24 protein-coding genes are annotated in these 13,547 nt (G+C 67.2%); all 24 read right to left on the bottom strand.

Going from position 1 to position 13,547, the window contains the following annotated elements; genetic code table 11:
• Positions 1–111: 111 nt before the first annotated feature.
• Positions 112–408: a DUF6087 family protein gene (locus CYQ11_RS20010; RefSeq protein ID WP_099201448.1), complete on the bottom strand. Its 297-nt coding sequence runs from the start codon at positions 406–408 to the stop codon at positions 112–114.
• A gap of 9 nt (positions 409–417) precedes the next feature.
• The gene (locus tag CYQ11_RS20015) at positions 418–792 is read right to left on the bottom strand and encodes a glutamate ligase domain-containing protein (protein WP_181143717.1); all 375 of its coding nucleotides are present in this window, start codon (positions 790–792) and stop codon (positions 418–420) included.
• The gene (locus tag CYQ11_RS20020; protein WP_099201447.1) at positions 792–1,313 is read right to left on the bottom strand and encodes a C39 family peptidase; all 522 of its coding nucleotides are present in this window, start codon (positions 1,311–1,313) and stop codon (positions 792–794) included. Before CYQ11_RS20020 ends, CYQ11_RS20015 begins: the two co-directional genes overlap by 1 nt.
• Positions 1,314–1,350: 37 nt before the next feature.
• Positions 1,351–2,442 (bottom strand): D-alanine--D-alanine ligase family protein, encoded by a 1,092-nt coding sequence (locus tag CYQ11_RS20025; protein WP_099201446.1) that lies wholly within the window; start codon positions 2,440–2,442, stop codon positions 1,351–1,353.
• Positions 2,439–3,239, bottom strand: a complete 801-nt coding sequence (gene dapF / locus CYQ11_RS20030) for a diaminopimelate epimerase (protein ID WP_099201445.1) — start codon at positions 3,237–3,239, stop codon at positions 2,439–2,441. The genes CYQ11_RS20025 and dapF overlap by 4 nt, the downstream gene beginning before the upstream one ends.
• A 394-nt stretch (positions 3,240–3,633) precedes the next feature.
• Positions 3,634–4,173: an NUDIX hydrolase gene (locus CYQ11_RS20040; protein ID WP_099201443.1), complete on the bottom strand. Its 540-nt coding sequence runs from the start codon at positions 4,171–4,173 to the stop codon at positions 3,634–3,636.
• Positions 4,170–4,553, bottom strand: a complete 384-nt coding sequence (locus CYQ11_RS20045) for a hypothetical protein (protein WP_099201442.1) — start codon at positions 4,551–4,553, stop codon at positions 4,170–4,172. Before CYQ11_RS20045 ends, CYQ11_RS20040 begins: the two co-directional genes overlap by 4 nt.
• 154 nt (positions 4,554–4,707) lie before the next feature.
• Positions 4,708–5,550, bottom strand: a complete 843-nt coding sequence (locus CYQ11_RS20050; RefSeq protein ID WP_099201441.1) for a helix-turn-helix domain-containing protein — start codon at positions 5,548–5,550, stop codon at positions 4,708–4,710.
• Positions 5,551–5,576: 26 nt separating this feature from the next.
• Complete coding sequence (locus CYQ11_RS20055; RefSeq protein WP_181143718.1) at positions 5,577–6,089, bottom strand: DUF6879 family protein; 513 nt, start codon at positions 6,087–6,089, stop codon at positions 5,577–5,579.
• The gene (locus CYQ11_RS20060) at positions 6,067–6,336 is read right to left on the bottom strand and encodes a hypothetical protein (RefSeq protein WP_240003588.1); all 270 of its coding nucleotides are present in this window, start codon (positions 6,334–6,336) and stop codon (positions 6,067–6,069) included. Before CYQ11_RS20060 ends, CYQ11_RS20055 begins: the two co-directional genes overlap by 23 nt.
• A 200-nt stretch (positions 6,337–6,536) precedes the next feature.
• The gene (locus CYQ11_RS20065; RefSeq protein ID WP_099201440.1) at positions 6,537–6,920 is read right to left on the bottom strand and encodes a sigma-70 region 4 domain-containing protein; all 384 of its coding nucleotides are present in this window, start codon (positions 6,918–6,920) and stop codon (positions 6,537–6,539) included.
• Positions 6,917–7,264, bottom strand: a complete 348-nt coding sequence (locus tag CYQ11_RS20070; RefSeq protein WP_099201439.1) for a hypothetical protein — start codon at positions 7,262–7,264, stop codon at positions 6,917–6,919. Before CYQ11_RS20070 ends, CYQ11_RS20065 begins: the two co-directional genes overlap by 4 nt.
• Positions 7,261–8,454, bottom strand: a complete 1,194-nt coding sequence (locus CYQ11_RS20075; RefSeq protein ID WP_099201438.1) for a hypothetical protein — start codon at positions 8,452–8,454, stop codon at positions 7,261–7,263. The genes CYQ11_RS20070 and CYQ11_RS20075 overlap by 4 nt, the downstream gene beginning before the upstream one ends.
• Positions 8,455–8,458: 4 nt before the next feature.
• Positions 8,459–8,665, bottom strand: coding sequence for an immunoglobulin domain-containing protein (locus CYQ11_RS20080; RefSeq protein ID WP_099201437.1), 207 nt, complete (start codon positions 8,663–8,665; stop codon positions 8,459–8,461).
• Entirely contained in the window at positions 8,662–8,943 is a 282-nt protein-coding gene (locus CYQ11_RS20085; RefSeq protein WP_146104718.1) for a hypothetical protein, read from the bottom strand. The genes CYQ11_RS20080 and CYQ11_RS20085 overlap by 4 nt, the downstream gene beginning before the upstream one ends.
• A gap of 68 nt (positions 8,944–9,011) precedes the next feature.
• On the bottom strand, positions 9,012–9,629 hold the full coding sequence (locus CYQ11_RS29060; RefSeq protein WP_240003614.1) for a toprim domain-containing protein: 618 nt from the start codon (positions 9,627–9,629) through the stop codon (positions 9,012–9,014).
• Complete coding sequence (locus tag CYQ11_RS30380; RefSeq protein ID WP_099201434.1) at positions 9,511–9,942, bottom strand: CHC2 zinc finger domain-containing protein; 432 nt, start codon at positions 9,940–9,942, stop codon at positions 9,511–9,513. Before CYQ11_RS30380 ends, CYQ11_RS29060 begins: the two co-directional genes overlap by 119 nt.
• Positions 9,927–10,067 carry a hypothetical protein gene (locus CYQ11_RS29650; RefSeq protein WP_181143719.1) on the bottom strand — a complete coding sequence of 47 codons (141 nt, stop codon included), beginning with the start codon at positions 10,065–10,067 and terminating at the stop codon, positions 9,927–9,929. Before CYQ11_RS29650 ends, CYQ11_RS30380 begins: the two co-directional genes overlap by 16 nt.
• Positions 10,067–10,213 (bottom strand): hypothetical protein, encoded by a 147-nt coding sequence (locus CYQ11_RS29655; RefSeq protein ID WP_181143720.1) that lies wholly within the window; start codon positions 10,211–10,213, stop codon positions 10,067–10,069. The genes CYQ11_RS29650 and CYQ11_RS29655 overlap by 1 nt, the downstream gene beginning before the upstream one ends.
• Positions 10,210–10,602, bottom strand: a complete 393-nt coding sequence (locus CYQ11_RS20100; protein WP_099201433.1) for a hypothetical protein — start codon at positions 10,600–10,602, stop codon at positions 10,210–10,212. The genes CYQ11_RS29655 and CYQ11_RS20100 overlap by 4 nt, the downstream gene beginning before the upstream one ends.
• A 12-nt stretch (positions 10,603–10,614) precedes the next feature.
• A complete protein-coding gene (locus CYQ11_RS20105) occupies positions 10,615–11,484 on the bottom strand; it encodes an AAA family ATPase (protein ID WP_099201432.1) in 870 nt (289 codons plus the stop codon).
• A 77-nt stretch (positions 11,485–11,561) separates the two neighbouring features.
• The gene (locus CYQ11_RS20110) at positions 11,562–11,999 is read right to left on the bottom strand and encodes a hypothetical protein (protein ID WP_099201431.1); all 438 of its coding nucleotides are present in this window, start codon (positions 11,997–11,999) and stop codon (positions 11,562–11,564) included.
• Positions 12,000–12,117: 118 nt separating this feature from the next.
• Positions 12,118–12,417 (bottom strand): hypothetical protein, encoded by a 300-nt coding sequence (locus CYQ11_RS20115; RefSeq protein ID WP_146104719.1) that lies wholly within the window; start codon positions 12,415–12,417, stop codon positions 12,118–12,120.
• Between the two features lie 206 nt (positions 12,418–12,623).
• Positions 12,624–13,547 (bottom strand): hypothetical protein, encoded by a 924-nt coding sequence (locus CYQ11_RS20120; RefSeq protein WP_240003587.1) that lies wholly within the window; start codon positions 13,545–13,547, stop codon positions 12,624–12,626.

The following is a 13,547-nucleotide window of genomic DNA, read 5'->3' on the forward strand; positions in this document are numbered from 1 at the left end:
TCCCGTGCTGACTTGGTGCTGACCTGGAAGCACCCCCCATCACCCCCCAGAACCCCTTCCGTGCTGACTTGGTGCTGACCATCCGAACGGGTGATGGGCGCGGCGCTGACCTCAGCGGGGCTTTCGGTGTCGGCCCGTGCCTGGCGCCAGCGGCTGTCGCGCTGGGCTCGGCGTAGTCGAGGGGGACGTCTGGGCCTCGGGGTACAGGATGCGCTTGGCCTCTGCGAGGCTGGCCGCGAAGGCGTACGGCTCCCAGGAGTAGCCGTTCCATCGCTCGATGGCCCGCGGGGCGTCGGGGTTCAGGTGCGCCCCTCTGGGGCCGTCGCCGGTGACGATGGGGACAGCGCGAAGCCGGCCGATCTTCGCTTCACGGCGCTCCGCCCACTCCTCCAGTGGCTCGTCGTTCATCCTGCCAACCTAGTGGTCCCCGAGCCCTGTGACGGGCTGTCCGGTGAGACGCTGGGCGATCTGCCAGAGCATGCCGCCTCGTGAGGCTTTCATGAGCACCTTGTCGCCGGGCACGAGGATCTTTTCCAGGAAGTCGGCGGCGGTCTCGTTGTCAGCAACGAGGGCAAGGTTGGGTACGCCGGCCGCGCCCGCGTGGAGGACGAGTTGCTTCACGTTGGGGCTGTTGCCGACACCGAGCAGGATCTCGACTCCTTGCTCGGCTGCGTAGCGCCCGATCTCGCGATGGGCCTCAAGCGAGTCGTCGCCCAGTTCGAGCATCTCTCCGAGTACGGCGATCGTCCGGCCGCCGTCGGCCGGGCGCGTTCCGCCGTCTGCCTCGGTCATCAAGAGTCTCCGTTGTTTAGGGGCGCGAAGGTGATCGCGCGTCCGGTGTATGAGTGGGAGAGGCGACTGAGCGGTACCTGGTCGTTCTCCTGGCCCCAGGCCGATGGGTCGCGGAAGTGGATGGTTGGGTCCGGGCCGCTCTCGTAGCCGCGAAGGATGACGAGGTGCCCGCCCTTGCGGCCGTCCTCGGGGAATTGCTCGGTCACGGACACGATGAGCGGAGCGTCGTCGAGGCGGCCGAGCAGACCTTCAACGGGGACGGCTTCCGCCTGGGAGTGAATTCCGAGCTCGGTCGCCAGGTTCGCGATCCCCGCGTGAAGCGCTCCACGCGGGGTCAAAACCTCGTGCTTTACGGCGAGCTTCAGGAGTTCCGTCACCGTTGGTGCCTCGCACCCGTAGGCCAGCAAAACCATTCTCAGTGACGCCAGGCCGCACGCCCGGTTGGACCACTCGATCCTGTCTCCCAGTGCCCATCCTCCGTGGTGATCCCATTCGGCGGGGGTGATGAGCTGTCGGCACATGGGGACTTCGTGGGCGCGCGGCACAGTGGCATTGCTCCTACAGGGAGACGGCAGCCTCCCGCGTCACCGTGGTGCTGGAGAACACGGGAGTGGGCAGGGGGACATCGTACGGCGGCCGGGCCAGGGCCTCATGAAGCATCGCCAGCACGACATCCGTGTGCGTGAGCCCGACCATCGCCGCCCCGACCGCGAAGTTGCTGTCACGGGACATGCCCGGCGTGCTGTTGACCTCCAGCACGTACGCGTCGCCTTCCTCGGTGACGATGAAGTCGATGCGGGCCGAGCCGCGTAGTCCGATCCCATCCCACAGCGTCCGGGCATCCCTGGCGATCCGGTTCATCGCTACGGGCTCCAGCTCGGCGCTTCGGACGGTGACGGCGCCCTTCGAGTCCACGTCGAGCTTGGTGTCGGCGTCGTAGAACTCGGCATCGGTCGCCTCGGTGGTCAGCGGCGGGAAGACGATCACCGAGCCGCCCGGAAGCTCCAGCATTCCCACGGTCACGGGGGTACCGACGATGTAGTCCTCGACGAGCACCTCGTCACCGCTTTCGCCAGCGGCCTCCGATAGGGCGCGGGGCAGGTTGGCCGCGTCGCGGACGAGGCTCATGCCCACGCTGGACCCGCCGAAGGGCGGCTTCACCATGACGTCCCGGGTGCCCCAGTTCACCGGCCCGCCGGACCAGACGCGCCAACCGGGCGTCGGGACGCCGAGGGTCAGCATGACCCGCTTGCAGAGGATCTTGTCAGCGGCCACCGCGGATGCCTGTACCCCGCTGCCGCAGTAGGGCACGCGAAGGTAGTCGAGCAGGCCCTGAAGACGACCGTCCTCACCGTAGGGGCCGTGCAGGTTCGAGAGGGCCACGTCGTACGAGACCAGCTCCCTGATGAAGTCGGGCTGGGTGGGGTCCAGCACGTTCCACCGCGCGCCGAGCTCTTCGAGGGCCTCGCCCAGCGCGGTCACGGATCGCTGCTCGACTGGGCACTCGGAGTGGTAGAGCCTGTCTTCGGCGGACACCGGTCCGTAAATGAGGGCGACGCCGAGGCCCTGCCGGCCTCGCCCCCACTCGCGGAGTTTCTCGGCGGCGTTCTGCGCCGCTTGCTTCGAGGTCGAGTCGAGAAAGACGGTCATGCGTATACCCCTTCGAAGGTCTGGGTGACCGGTCCGCCAACCCAGGCGGCCCGTTCCGGGCGGTCGTGGTGCGGGCGGACGGTGAGCGGTTCACCGGCCCGGTTGTGAACGGTGACCTCGCGCTTGGCGACGAGGCCGCGCATGGTGGCGACGACAACGGCTGCGACGGCCCCGCTGCCGCAGGAGAGCGTCTCGGCTTCGACACCGCGTTCGTAGGTGCGGATCTTGAGTGCCTGGCGGCCGAGGCGCTGGACGAAGTTGACGTTCGTGCCGATCGGCGCCACGTTCTTGTGGTGCCGAACGACTCGGCCGACCACTTCCGCGTGGATGGCGTCCACGTCGTCCACGACGGCGACGACGTGTTCCGTGCCGGTGTGCGCGCTGTCGAACCACGTTGGCCTGCCGTTGATGATCGTCTGTAAGACGCGGGGCTCGATGGCGCCCACTTCGGCTGTGACCCATACGGAGTTGGTGTCGACGGTTGCCTCGTGCAGGACACCTGCCATGCGAAGCTGCATCGTCCGGAAGCCCTGATCGCACTGGGCTGCCCACGCCGCACAGCGCAGCGCGTTGCCGCACATCGTGGCGACCGAGCCGTCCGCGTTGAAGCAGTCGACTTCGAGAACGGTCGGCTCATCGCTGACCCGGCTGCTGATGACAAGGCCGTCCGCACCGATGCCAGTACGTCTGGCGCAGAGGCGTTCGGCCTCCTTCGGCCACTCCCTTTTGTCGGCCGGGCCGAGGTCGGTAAGCAGGACGAAGTCGTTGCCGGCCCCGTGAATCTTGCGGAAGCGCATGGCGAAGCTCCTCGCGGCGTGAGGTGAGAAGGGTCGAGAGATACTCGGATGCGTTTTGGGTCAGAGAAGTTCGAGGGGCCGGTAGATAGTCCGGGGCTCGCGCATGATCACCGGGGCGCGCCCGGTGAAGTGCAGGACGCGGTGGGCTGATGTGCCGGCGGCCCTCATGTCCCGGACTCGCTGGAACGCTCCATCGAGGTACAGGAAGTCGCCTATGCGCACATCGCCCGGCGGCCTGTTCCGCTGCTCGACTGTCCCGACAGGGGGAGTCGGCTTGGCTTGCAATTCCCCAGCCTTGCGCTTGTGCATCAGCCCCTCCAGATGGCGTAGAGGAGGGTGCCGCCGAGCATCACAAGGCTGGCAAGGTAGGTGAGTTGTTCGTTTCGGGGGCTCATCAGGTTCCGATCAGGAGGCTCTCCAGACGGCCGCGGAGCGGCGGCATGCTGACTTCGGACAGCGGCACCCAGGCCGCCGCGCCCGCTTCCAGCACCGACGAGCGCACGGCGCTTGCGTGTGCCCGGAAGAGGTAACGAATGCCGACCCGGAGGCGGGGGCCATACGCGTGCTGACTCGCGGGCGTCACGTCGACCAGGAAGGGGCCTTCGTTTCCGGGTTGCGTCCACACGTCCCGGATGCCGACCTCCTCGACCAGCAGGCGGAGGGCCGCCTCGCTGAGTGAGTCGTCCTGATCCTCCGGCTCGGCCTCCGCGAGGGCGTAGCCGCCCTGGTGCCGCAGGCACAGGACGCGGTCCCGCTCGTCGACGACGACGGCCGCCGTCATCACGAGCGGACAGCGCTGGTCGTGCGTGCAGGCTTGGCGCCGCGAGTGGTCGAGGGCGGCGTCGTACACCGGCATCAACGCCATCTGGTCGCCGGGGTGTTCGTGGAGATAGTGGGAGAGCTCCCGGATGATCTGGTCTTCCTTGACGCTCATGGCGCGCCCAGCCCGTTGCGCTCGGTGTAGACCCAGAGCAGCCGCCGCGTGAGCGTAGCGACGTCCCGGGCGTAGAGCCACGCCCCGAAGGTCGGCGTCTCTGCGGTCGGGCGCTCCTTGGAGTCGATCAGGGTAAGACCCTTGCGGACGAGCTGCTGAACCTCGGCGTCCTCGTCCGCCCCCAGGTCCTGGTCGAGCAGGAGGTTCAGGTGTTGGACGACTGCCGGCGTGACCTCGTCGATGTCCTCGCGGGTCGTGGACCCCATCCGCATCGCGAGGATCGAATCCGTGCGTAAGGAAATTCCTTCGGTGTCGACGGGGGGATTCTCGGCCGATTCCTCGGCCGCCCCCAACGCCTTGCCGGTACTTGCCAAAGCCATCCCAGCCTCCTCCGGGCAAGTTCTGGAGCCGTGGCATCAAGCTACGGATGGAGATATCCGGAGCACCACGAAATTGCCCACACTTGCCAGGAGGTAGTGAAACGTGCCGGAACTTGCCGCGCTCAAGCGGAACTTGCCCGGACTTGCCAGTCGGTCACCCGAACGATTCGATGGCAGTGGTGATTATTTCCCGAGCAGCCGAGCCGAACACGGCCATCTCGTAAAGCTCGGCAAAGGTCTGTGCATACATGCGGAGTTCAGGCTCCTGCTCGACCGTAAGGTGGGCTGAGACGAGTTCGACTTTGACTGTGTGGTCGTCGAACATGAAGAAGCCTTCGACGGGCATGAGCGGTCGCTCGATGTGGCGGGGAATGATCCCGATAGCCACTCTGGGGAGGGCCATGGCGCTGAGCAGGTAGCCGAGTTGGCCAACCATCACATCGGGGCCGCCCATCCGGTTGTAGAGGGCGCTCTCCTCCAAGAGGATGGCGAATGTGCGCTGCGTGTATACGATCTTCTGTTTTTCAAGGCGGACCTCAACAGCCGCGTCGACATCGTCGATCGTGTTGCGACGGTCGCGGATGGAGGTCAGCAACGCCTTGATGTAGGAGGCCGTCTGCACCGGTCCAGGGATCAGCCACGGCGAGTAAAAGCGGAACTGCTGAGTCCGATCCCAAAGGGGAAGGGCTGACTGTTGGGCCTGCTTGAGCCCGCCGCTCTCCAACTGTTGCCACTGGACGTACATGCCCTCGATGCGGCGGGCAGTCTGGACGAGAAGGTCCGCTTGGTCCTCAGCACCGCATGCGCTGCACCATTCGCGAAGATCGCGCTCCGAGGGCGCGCGTTTGGCGCTCTCGAAGCGCGATGCTTTCGATTCGTGCCACTCCAGTTTTTCAGAAAGGGCTCGCTTGGTGAGTCCGGCCGCAACCCGGATCTCTGCGAGGCGTTTCCCGAGCGCCTTGCGTGCTTCCTGGGCGCTCGAAGATGCCGATTCCATGGGAGTGACGGTCCTATGCGTGGTGCCTAGCGGGCTTCGAACTCGGCATGCGGGATCGCCCTGCGCCAGATGGCATCGAAGGCCGACTCGCAGAGCTTCGCGATCTCCGGGTCTTCGGTGATCTCGGGCTCTGTGGGTTCGCCTTCGCCGTCGAAGTGGTTCAGGTACAGCAGCCGGGAGTCGAACAGCCAGAAGTCATTGCCCGGCACGAGTAGATCCGAAGCGTTCCGCCGAGGGAGCCACCGCACCTGCTCGCCCGCCGCGATGTTGAGCCCCTCGGTCACCTCGTGCTCGAAGCGGATGTACTCGCTCACAGGCGTCGAGACGATGCGCGCTCGACGCACCTCGACACCTCGCGAGACCGCCTCCGAGACGATCGAGTGCCATGCGGACCAGCGCTCAGCCGGGTCGATCTGCCTGCCGGCCTTCCAGTCGACGAAGGTCGAGTGCGTCTTGCTGTAGGCGTCGCGGGCTTCCAGGTGGACGGCTGTCCGCTGGCAGTCGCGGAACAGCTCTTTAAACGTCGGGGGATTCGACACCCTTCTCCACCTCCGGCTCGGTGTCCTTGGTAGCGGCCTCCCTGTCCTCTGCCAGGAAGAACTGCGCCATATAGCGGGGAATCTCCACCGCCCCCTCGTGCGGGGGGAGGTTCAGCTGCTTGAGCCGCTCCTCGTCCAGGACCTTGAACCCCTGGACGAGGTACCTGTCGGTCTCGTCGTCCACGTAGATCGTAGGCGAGTTGCCGTCAGGGCTGTTGGGGTCCTTACCGAGCATGCGCAGGGCCATGATGTCCTCCTCGGATGCGGGTGATGCTTCCCATGCCAGAGCTTGCCCCCGCCCCCGTTGGAACGCGAGGAACTTGCCCGAACTTGCCAGCACTTCACGGGCGACTGTAGGTGCGCGGAGGAGCGGGGGACGAGAAGTCGATCAGCCGTTCGCGGAGCGCTGGATTGGCCGAATTGGACTGATCGACTTCGCGTCCAGGGCTATGCCGCCTCCGCCAAGCCGTCGTAGCCGTCCACGTAGGGCCTGCCGTTCAGGTGCGCGGCGATCTTTCCGACCCCACGTTCGAGCCGGTATCGGACGGCTCGGTCCGTCACGCCCTGGAGGGTGGCGGCCTCCGCGTCGGGGAGATCGGCGCCGTACCGCAGGACGATGGCCTGGCGCTCGCCGGGGGTGAGCGGTGCAGTTACCCAACCCCGCCGGATGTCGGCGAGGTGGGCGAACAACAGGCTTGCCGTCTTCGGATCGACGCTGCCCTTGGGCATGTCGGCGTCCGGGGCCTGCAAGTTGCGGATGCCGTAGGCCGCCTCGTCATCCCATACCGCCGGAAGCAGATGCTCGACCAGGGCCCGGTCGTATCCGGTCACCGGCCCCCGCTTTCGGCGACGGTGCGTGCGGCCTCGTACGACACGTGTCCGGACCGGCGCTTCGCCTCGGTCAGCCACCGGTCGCGGAGCCTCTGCGAGAGCCAGCGGTGCAGCAGTCCGGCCCCGCCCTCGGCGACGAGCTGGCGCACGTAAGCGGCGCGCTCGGCGGCGATGATGACCGATTCCTGCAAGGCGTCCTCGTACTCCAACGTCAGCCCGTAGTCGCGTGAGAAGCCCCGCGCCACGGCGCGGCAGACGCTGTCCACCTGCGGCTCGGCCAAGACAGTCCAGTCGGCTGTGGCGGCCTGCGGTGGATGCTCGATGTCCTGGAGCGTGATGGTCATCGAACGACCTCCTTCACCGGGACCTCGCCGTCCTTCGTGATCATGACCATCAGGCCGGGGGCTCCCCGGGTGCCGGTGCGGTGCCGCCACCACGTCGACTCGGACTCCATGGCCGGAACCTGGATGAACGTCCTCGGGCCGTCGGTGTCCACGAACTCGTGGTGCAGGTGGCCGGCCAGCAGCACGTCCGCCTGGTGCATGGCGCTGGCCTTGTTGAAGCTCTGGCCCTTCCACCACTCGAAGTGCTTGCCCGACCTCCACTGGTGGCCGTGGGCATGGGCGATCACGCTTCCCGAGCACTCGACCACGACGGTCAGCTCGTCGGTATCAGGCACGAAGAACTCCACGTGCCCGAACTCCTTCGGGGCCAGCGAGACGGCCTCCTGCACGGCAATGAGGGCGTCGGTGTCGTGGGAGTCGTCGTACCGCGTGACGCCTTTGCCGTTGAACCTGACGGCCTCGCCATGATTGCCGGGGACGGCCGCCACGGTGAGGCGCTCGACCAGCGGGGCGAGTCGCAGGACGGCGTGGGCCATCACGCGGCGGGTGAGGCGGATCTGCTCCGTCAGCGTCAGCGAGGTCCGCCAGGCGTTTGCACCGCCCTGGGACTGGTAGCCCTCGATATGGTCCCCGAGCCATGCAAGGTGGACATGCCCGATCGCGAACCGCTTCCGGTATTCGGGCAGGAGAGCTGCGGCCTTGTCGATGCAGGCGATCGTCCGCTGGAGGGTGCCGGCCACCCCGTCGCCGTCTGCCTTGCCGAACTGCATGTCTCCGAGCGCGACGATCAGGGTGTGGTCGCCCTGGCGCTGGGCGGTCGACAGGCGGGGCGGGTCGTAGCGGTCGACGAGGGCCAGGAGCTCGTCGAGGTTCGGGCGCTCGGCCTCGGGGTCCTGGCGCCGGGCGAAGGTGAAGCGCGCGGACACCCCCAGCTCGCCGTTCGGCAGAGTCCACTCGGAGCTGCGGAACGCCTTTACGTCCCAGTCGGCAGGGTCGAGCTGATGGGCGCGCAGCACGTCGGCGGCTGAGGTGTCCGGGTCCATCTCAACCGGGCCGCGCACGGTGACCTCGGCCGCGTTGCCGGAGACTTCGATCTGCCTCGTGTAGTCGCGGTCAGGGTCGGTCTGGCGGGCAGGTATGGGTGGAGGGGTGGGTGTGGCCAGAAGGTCGGTCAGTAGAGAGGTAGTCACGGGCTTACGCGGTCTCCTGAAGGGATCGACGGTACGTGCGGATGGTGGACGCGGACACGGCGTGCCCATGTCTGCGCAGGACGAGGGCAAGGCGCTCGGCGGAGGAGCCGTCGAAGAGGCGGATCATTACGGACTCGCGCTCGTCGGGTTCCAGTTCGTCGTAGATGCGCTGGAGGGTGGGGCCGGGGCTGCCGGGCAGTCCTTCGCTCACGCGGCCTCCCGGTCGATGGTCTCCACGGCTGCTATGGCGAGGGCGGCCAGGCGGACGAGCCCGTCACGAGAGTGCTGGGTGTCCTGCTCGGCGAAGGCTTCAAAGCAGGCCGCCAGGAGCGTGGAGTCCCAGCCGGGGGTGCTGGCGAGTTGGCGGCTCGTCTCGATCGACCGCCATCGATTCGCCTCGCGCTGGTGGTGGGCTCGCCCCTTGGTGGGGCGCTGGCCTCCGGCGAGGGGCATGGGCTTGTCCCCGAGGAGCTTGCGAGCTGCCCTCACCTCGGTGAAGATCGCCGTTGCGGGGTCGGGCCTTCGGCCTGCCGGCCGTCGCGTCGTCTTGCCCTCGGTCACTGCTGGCCCTCCTCGCTGATCAGGTTGAGAAGGGCTTGCGCGCCCTCCTTCATGTAGGTCTCGGTCACATCGCCGTCGCGCAGGCGGACCCCTCGGGCTGATCGCAGAGAGCGGCAGACGCGGGTCGTGAGTTCGGCGCCAGCCTCGTCCGGGTCGGCCCACACCCACACTCGCGAGAAGCCTGCGAGCATCCGGCGATGGCGCGGACGCCAAAGGGCTGCCCCAGGGACCGCCACTGCGTGGAGGCCCACCCGCCGCAGGGTGATGGTGTCGAGCTCGCCCTCCGTCACGTGGATCTCGTCGCCCGCTGCGTGGATCGCGTCAATGCCGTACAGGCGTGGCGGATCGTCCTTGAGCGAGTTGTACTTGCCGTGCCCGAAGTCGCGGTGGCTGTGCGTTTCGAGGCACCTGAACCGCATGGTCAGGACGCGTCCGTCGTGCCCGAGGTAGGGAATGGCGAGCCGTCCGGCCTGGCGCTCGTGTCCAGGGAGGGGGTTAGCTACGACGCCAAGCCGGTACGTAGCCGCCTCGTCCTCGGTGATCCCGCGCCCGAGAAGGTACTGAGCGGCGTCCGCCGTAAGCGCTGCCTGATAGGCGGCGGTCGCCTCCTCCAGCATCGTCCGTTGCGAGGGCGAGAGAGGCCGCAAGGGTTCGTGCTCCGGCAAAGGTGGTCTTCTCCTTCTTCATGATCAGCGTGTAGCTGTCGCCTCCCTCGCCGCAGGAGTGGCACTTCCACAGGCCACGGTCCAGGTGGTACGAGAACGACGGCGTGTTGTCCTCGTGGAGGGGGCACGGGGCCATGCCCGACGTGCGCTCGGGGTTGTAGTCGATTTCGTAGTGATCGAGGACGGCCGCCAGGGTGGGCTTCTCGTGCTCCTGGTCCTCGAAGTCGTTCCGGAGACGCGCCAGGTTCACGGCAGCATCCATTCGTCGAGGTCATGTACAGGGATCTCGAAGAACTCCTCCAACTCCATGAGGAGTTGGCCGTCGAAGTCGGGATCGTTGAGGCAGTCGAGGAACGCCTCGAACCCGCAGACCTCCTCGGCCGGCATCACGCGACGCGCTCCCCCCGGAAGAAGCGGGCGTACGGGTCATAGCCGATCTCGCGAAGTCCCTGGGGAGTGGTGAAGTCGTCCATCAGTTCGCCGAGTTCGCGACAGATGCGGGCCTGCTCTTCCATCTCCTCGTACTGCCTCACGAGTCCGTCTCCGGCGGGAGGTCGAAGAACTCCTCGACCGTGCTCAGCACGTACGCCTGGCGCCAACTCGCACCCCTGCGCCGGACGATCACAGCCACGTCTACGTCCCGCGGATCGAGGCCCCGGTGCTTCGCGTAGTTGTCGCGCTCGCGGAGGGCTTCCTTGATGAAGGTCCCGGGCTCGAACTTGGCGTTCTTGGTCTCGGTGATCAGGAAGGGGCGGTGCCGCACGGGCTGTCGGCGAATGACGTGGTCGCCCTCGTCCTCGACTCCGGTGAGCCGTAGCCGCTCGATGTCGAACCCCGCCTCGCGGAGCTGATCGCGGAACTCGGTCTCCCACCGTGCCCCTGCCCGCTTGTTCCGGCGGTTCCGCGCCGTAATGTCGTTCAACTCTTACAATCCTCACTGCTTCAGGGCGTCGAGCGGCGACCACTGTCGTGGTGCGGCCGGGGGAAGGGGGGAGATGCGAGGCTCAGGCTTGGCGAAGCGGGTGTACTCGGGCTGGCACCGCAAGGTCGCGTACCGCTTCGCGGTCGGATCGCAGGCCCCCATTCGTTGCTTGATCACCGCGATCCGGAACTCCATCGACGTGGGGTCCAGAGCCACGGACAGCGACAGCTCGGGCTTCTCGCTCAACCCGCCCTTGACCTGGTCTCGGGAGGGCGGAGCCCACGGGTCGCTCTTCGCCTCCCAGCTTTTGTCGCTGGCGTGGTGGAGGACGATCACCGTCGCGCCGGTCGCGCGGGAGAGTTCGGTCAGGCCCGACATCACAGCCATCTGTTCGGTGTAATCGGATTCCGCCGAGTCGAAGTCCATGAGGTTGTCGAACACCATCACGGCCGGATAGGCGTCCCACAGTTCGACGTACGCCTCCAGCTCCTCGTCCACCGCCTTCCAGGTGATCGGGCTGCCGAAGCTGAAGGTGATGTTCAGGTGCGCCAGCGCGGCGAGGTACTCCTCGCGGTACCGGCCGCCAGCGGCCATGCCGGCCTCGACCATCGTCGTGGTGTCGCCGGTCATCATGCTGGCCAGCCGGGACGACGCCGTGAATGCGCTCATGTCCGCGCTGAAGTACAGCGTCGGCAAGTTCATCTGGGCGGCCCAGAACAGGGCCAGACCGGATTTCTGGGTGCCGGACCGACCGGCGATCATCACGACCTCGCCGTGGCGTGGGCGGCAACCGATGTTGTAGAGCGGCTCGAAGGCGTCGATCCGCGGCAGCTCCTTGCCGGACTCGGCGTGCAGGGTCAGGGATCGTGCAGGGCTGAGCAAGCGTGAGCTCCTCCTCATCACCCGCCAGGCAGGGGCGGCCACGAAAGCCGCCCCTGCCCAGCGGAGGTCGGGTGCGGTCAGTCGAAGGACGGGGCGGCGGCCACGGCCGCGTCGACTGCCGCGTCACGCTGCTCGGCGTACGCGATGACCTTGTTGCGGATGCCCATGTCGGTGATCTGCTTCCAGACCCATGCCGGGTGGGCGCCGGGCTTGGTTGCGGGGACCTGGGTGACGGTGACGAGGACGGCGCTGCCGACGAGCGTCGCCAGGTCTCGGGCGAGGACCGTCTGTTCGATGCGCTGCCCCTTCGAGACCTCGGGCGCGAGCCGGTCGAGCTGCTCCGGGGTCTTGAAGACGGTCACATCGCACAGTGCGCTGTCCTTCGGCCCATTGGGCGTGGGGCGCTGGCGTTCGTAGTCCTTGACCTCGACGAGGATGGCCATGGCCTCTGCGGCTTCCTTCGGCTTGAACCATCCGCCGTTGGCGGTAGGGATGTCCTTCAGGTTCAGCGGCACTACTGATCTCCACTCTGTCGGTGAACGGGGTAGGGGGTGCGGCGGACTGGGGCGCGGCCCTTGAGGGTGCCCGCTGCGATGGCTACGGCGATGGCCGCGCCGAGAAGGCGGTTCTTCATCACGAACCCGCCAGGGCCCGGCCTCGGGCCTTCCACGCGTCCATCACCGCCGGGTCGGTGAAGGCGTGCTGGTTGGTGGCCCACAGGCGACGGAGGTCGTCGGTGGTGGCACAAGCTGTGATCTGTTCGAGGAGCGGGTTCTCCGTCTCCTGGTGGCCTGCCGGGGGCGTGGTGCTCTGGGCGCTCTCGTTCCGCTCATCGCCCTGCGGGACGACGCGGGCGCCAGGGAAGCCCCGCATGACAGTCGAGGCGCCCTGCGCGAGCTGGTTCGCCTCTGCGACGAGCTCATGGAGAGTCAAGCCAGATACACTCTTACGATCGAAGCCGAAACAGGCGGCGATGTCTTCCTGGACCTCGGCACTCGGCCCTCGAAACGAGAGCTGCGGGTCTTCCTGCGCTGCTCCGCACTTGATGGTGACGGTGACGGATCGGCCTTCGCCGGTCACTGATGAACCCCTTCCTTCGATGCGAGAGGTGAACCGCCCCTCGCTCTGGATACACTATATCAATCGTTCGGGCTGAATGGAACCAGCGCATTCTTGATCGCCCTCGCGCGGCGGACATCCAGCGCCAGGCGCGCGGCGTCCCAGCCGACTCGCAGGTCTGCCCAGTAGAGCGTGCAGCGCGCCTCGCCCGCAGGAAGGTGGATGATCACGCCCCAGTCCTGATTCACGTTGGGGATGCGCGAGTAGGCCGTCGCGGCGAAGTTCGCCGGCACTTCACGCTTCTTCCATGCCGCCAGCTCTCCGGCATCTTCGGCATCCACGGGAAACGCCGCGTGGTCGTACAGCTCGCCCCGCGAGTAGACCGCGAGCTGCGAGGACATCTTCAGGGCCCCGTACTGGACGCTGCCGGTCTTCAGGTCGCCGATGATCAGTCCGTCGATGAGGCGCCCGTCAGGGCCGGGGCCGGTATATCGGAGCAGCCGGTCGAAGGTCCCTCCGGTGCCCAGCTCGTCGACCACGACGAACTGTTCCATCGCCACCACATCGAACATCGCGGTGGCGGCCTTGTACGCCGCCATGTCTGCGACATCCGAAGCGGACGTGCCGAGCGGTAGCTCTCTCTCCTGGTCCACCAGCTCGGACAGGCTGTGCAGGTGGGTACCCCGCTCCCGCTTCGCGTTGGCTCCGGCGGCGGTTACCGCCCGCTCGGCGAGCCGGTCGAGGGCCGCCTTCCCTTCGCGAGTCTCGGGGTTCAAGTATTGCAAAGCGGTCAGCAGAGCGGGCTCGCGGGCCGCACCGAGGAGCGTCATGCGCTTGCCCCAGGCGGTTAGCGCGCTCTTGTCTTCGATGGCATCGATGAAGGTGGTGACCCGCGTGAGCCCGCGCGGCCTACCGCCACCCCTCGGGATGACGAGCGGGCGCCCCCAGCGGTCACGGGGTACGCCAAGGGCTCGTGCGGGGAGATCGACGAGAGTGATGGGCAA

Source organism: Streptomyces cinnamoneus (genome assembly GCF_002939475.1).
In the GTDB taxonomy this organism is placed as follows: Bacteria; Actinomycetota; Actinomycetes; order Streptomycetales; family Streptomycetaceae; genus Streptomyces; species Streptomyces cinnamoneus_A.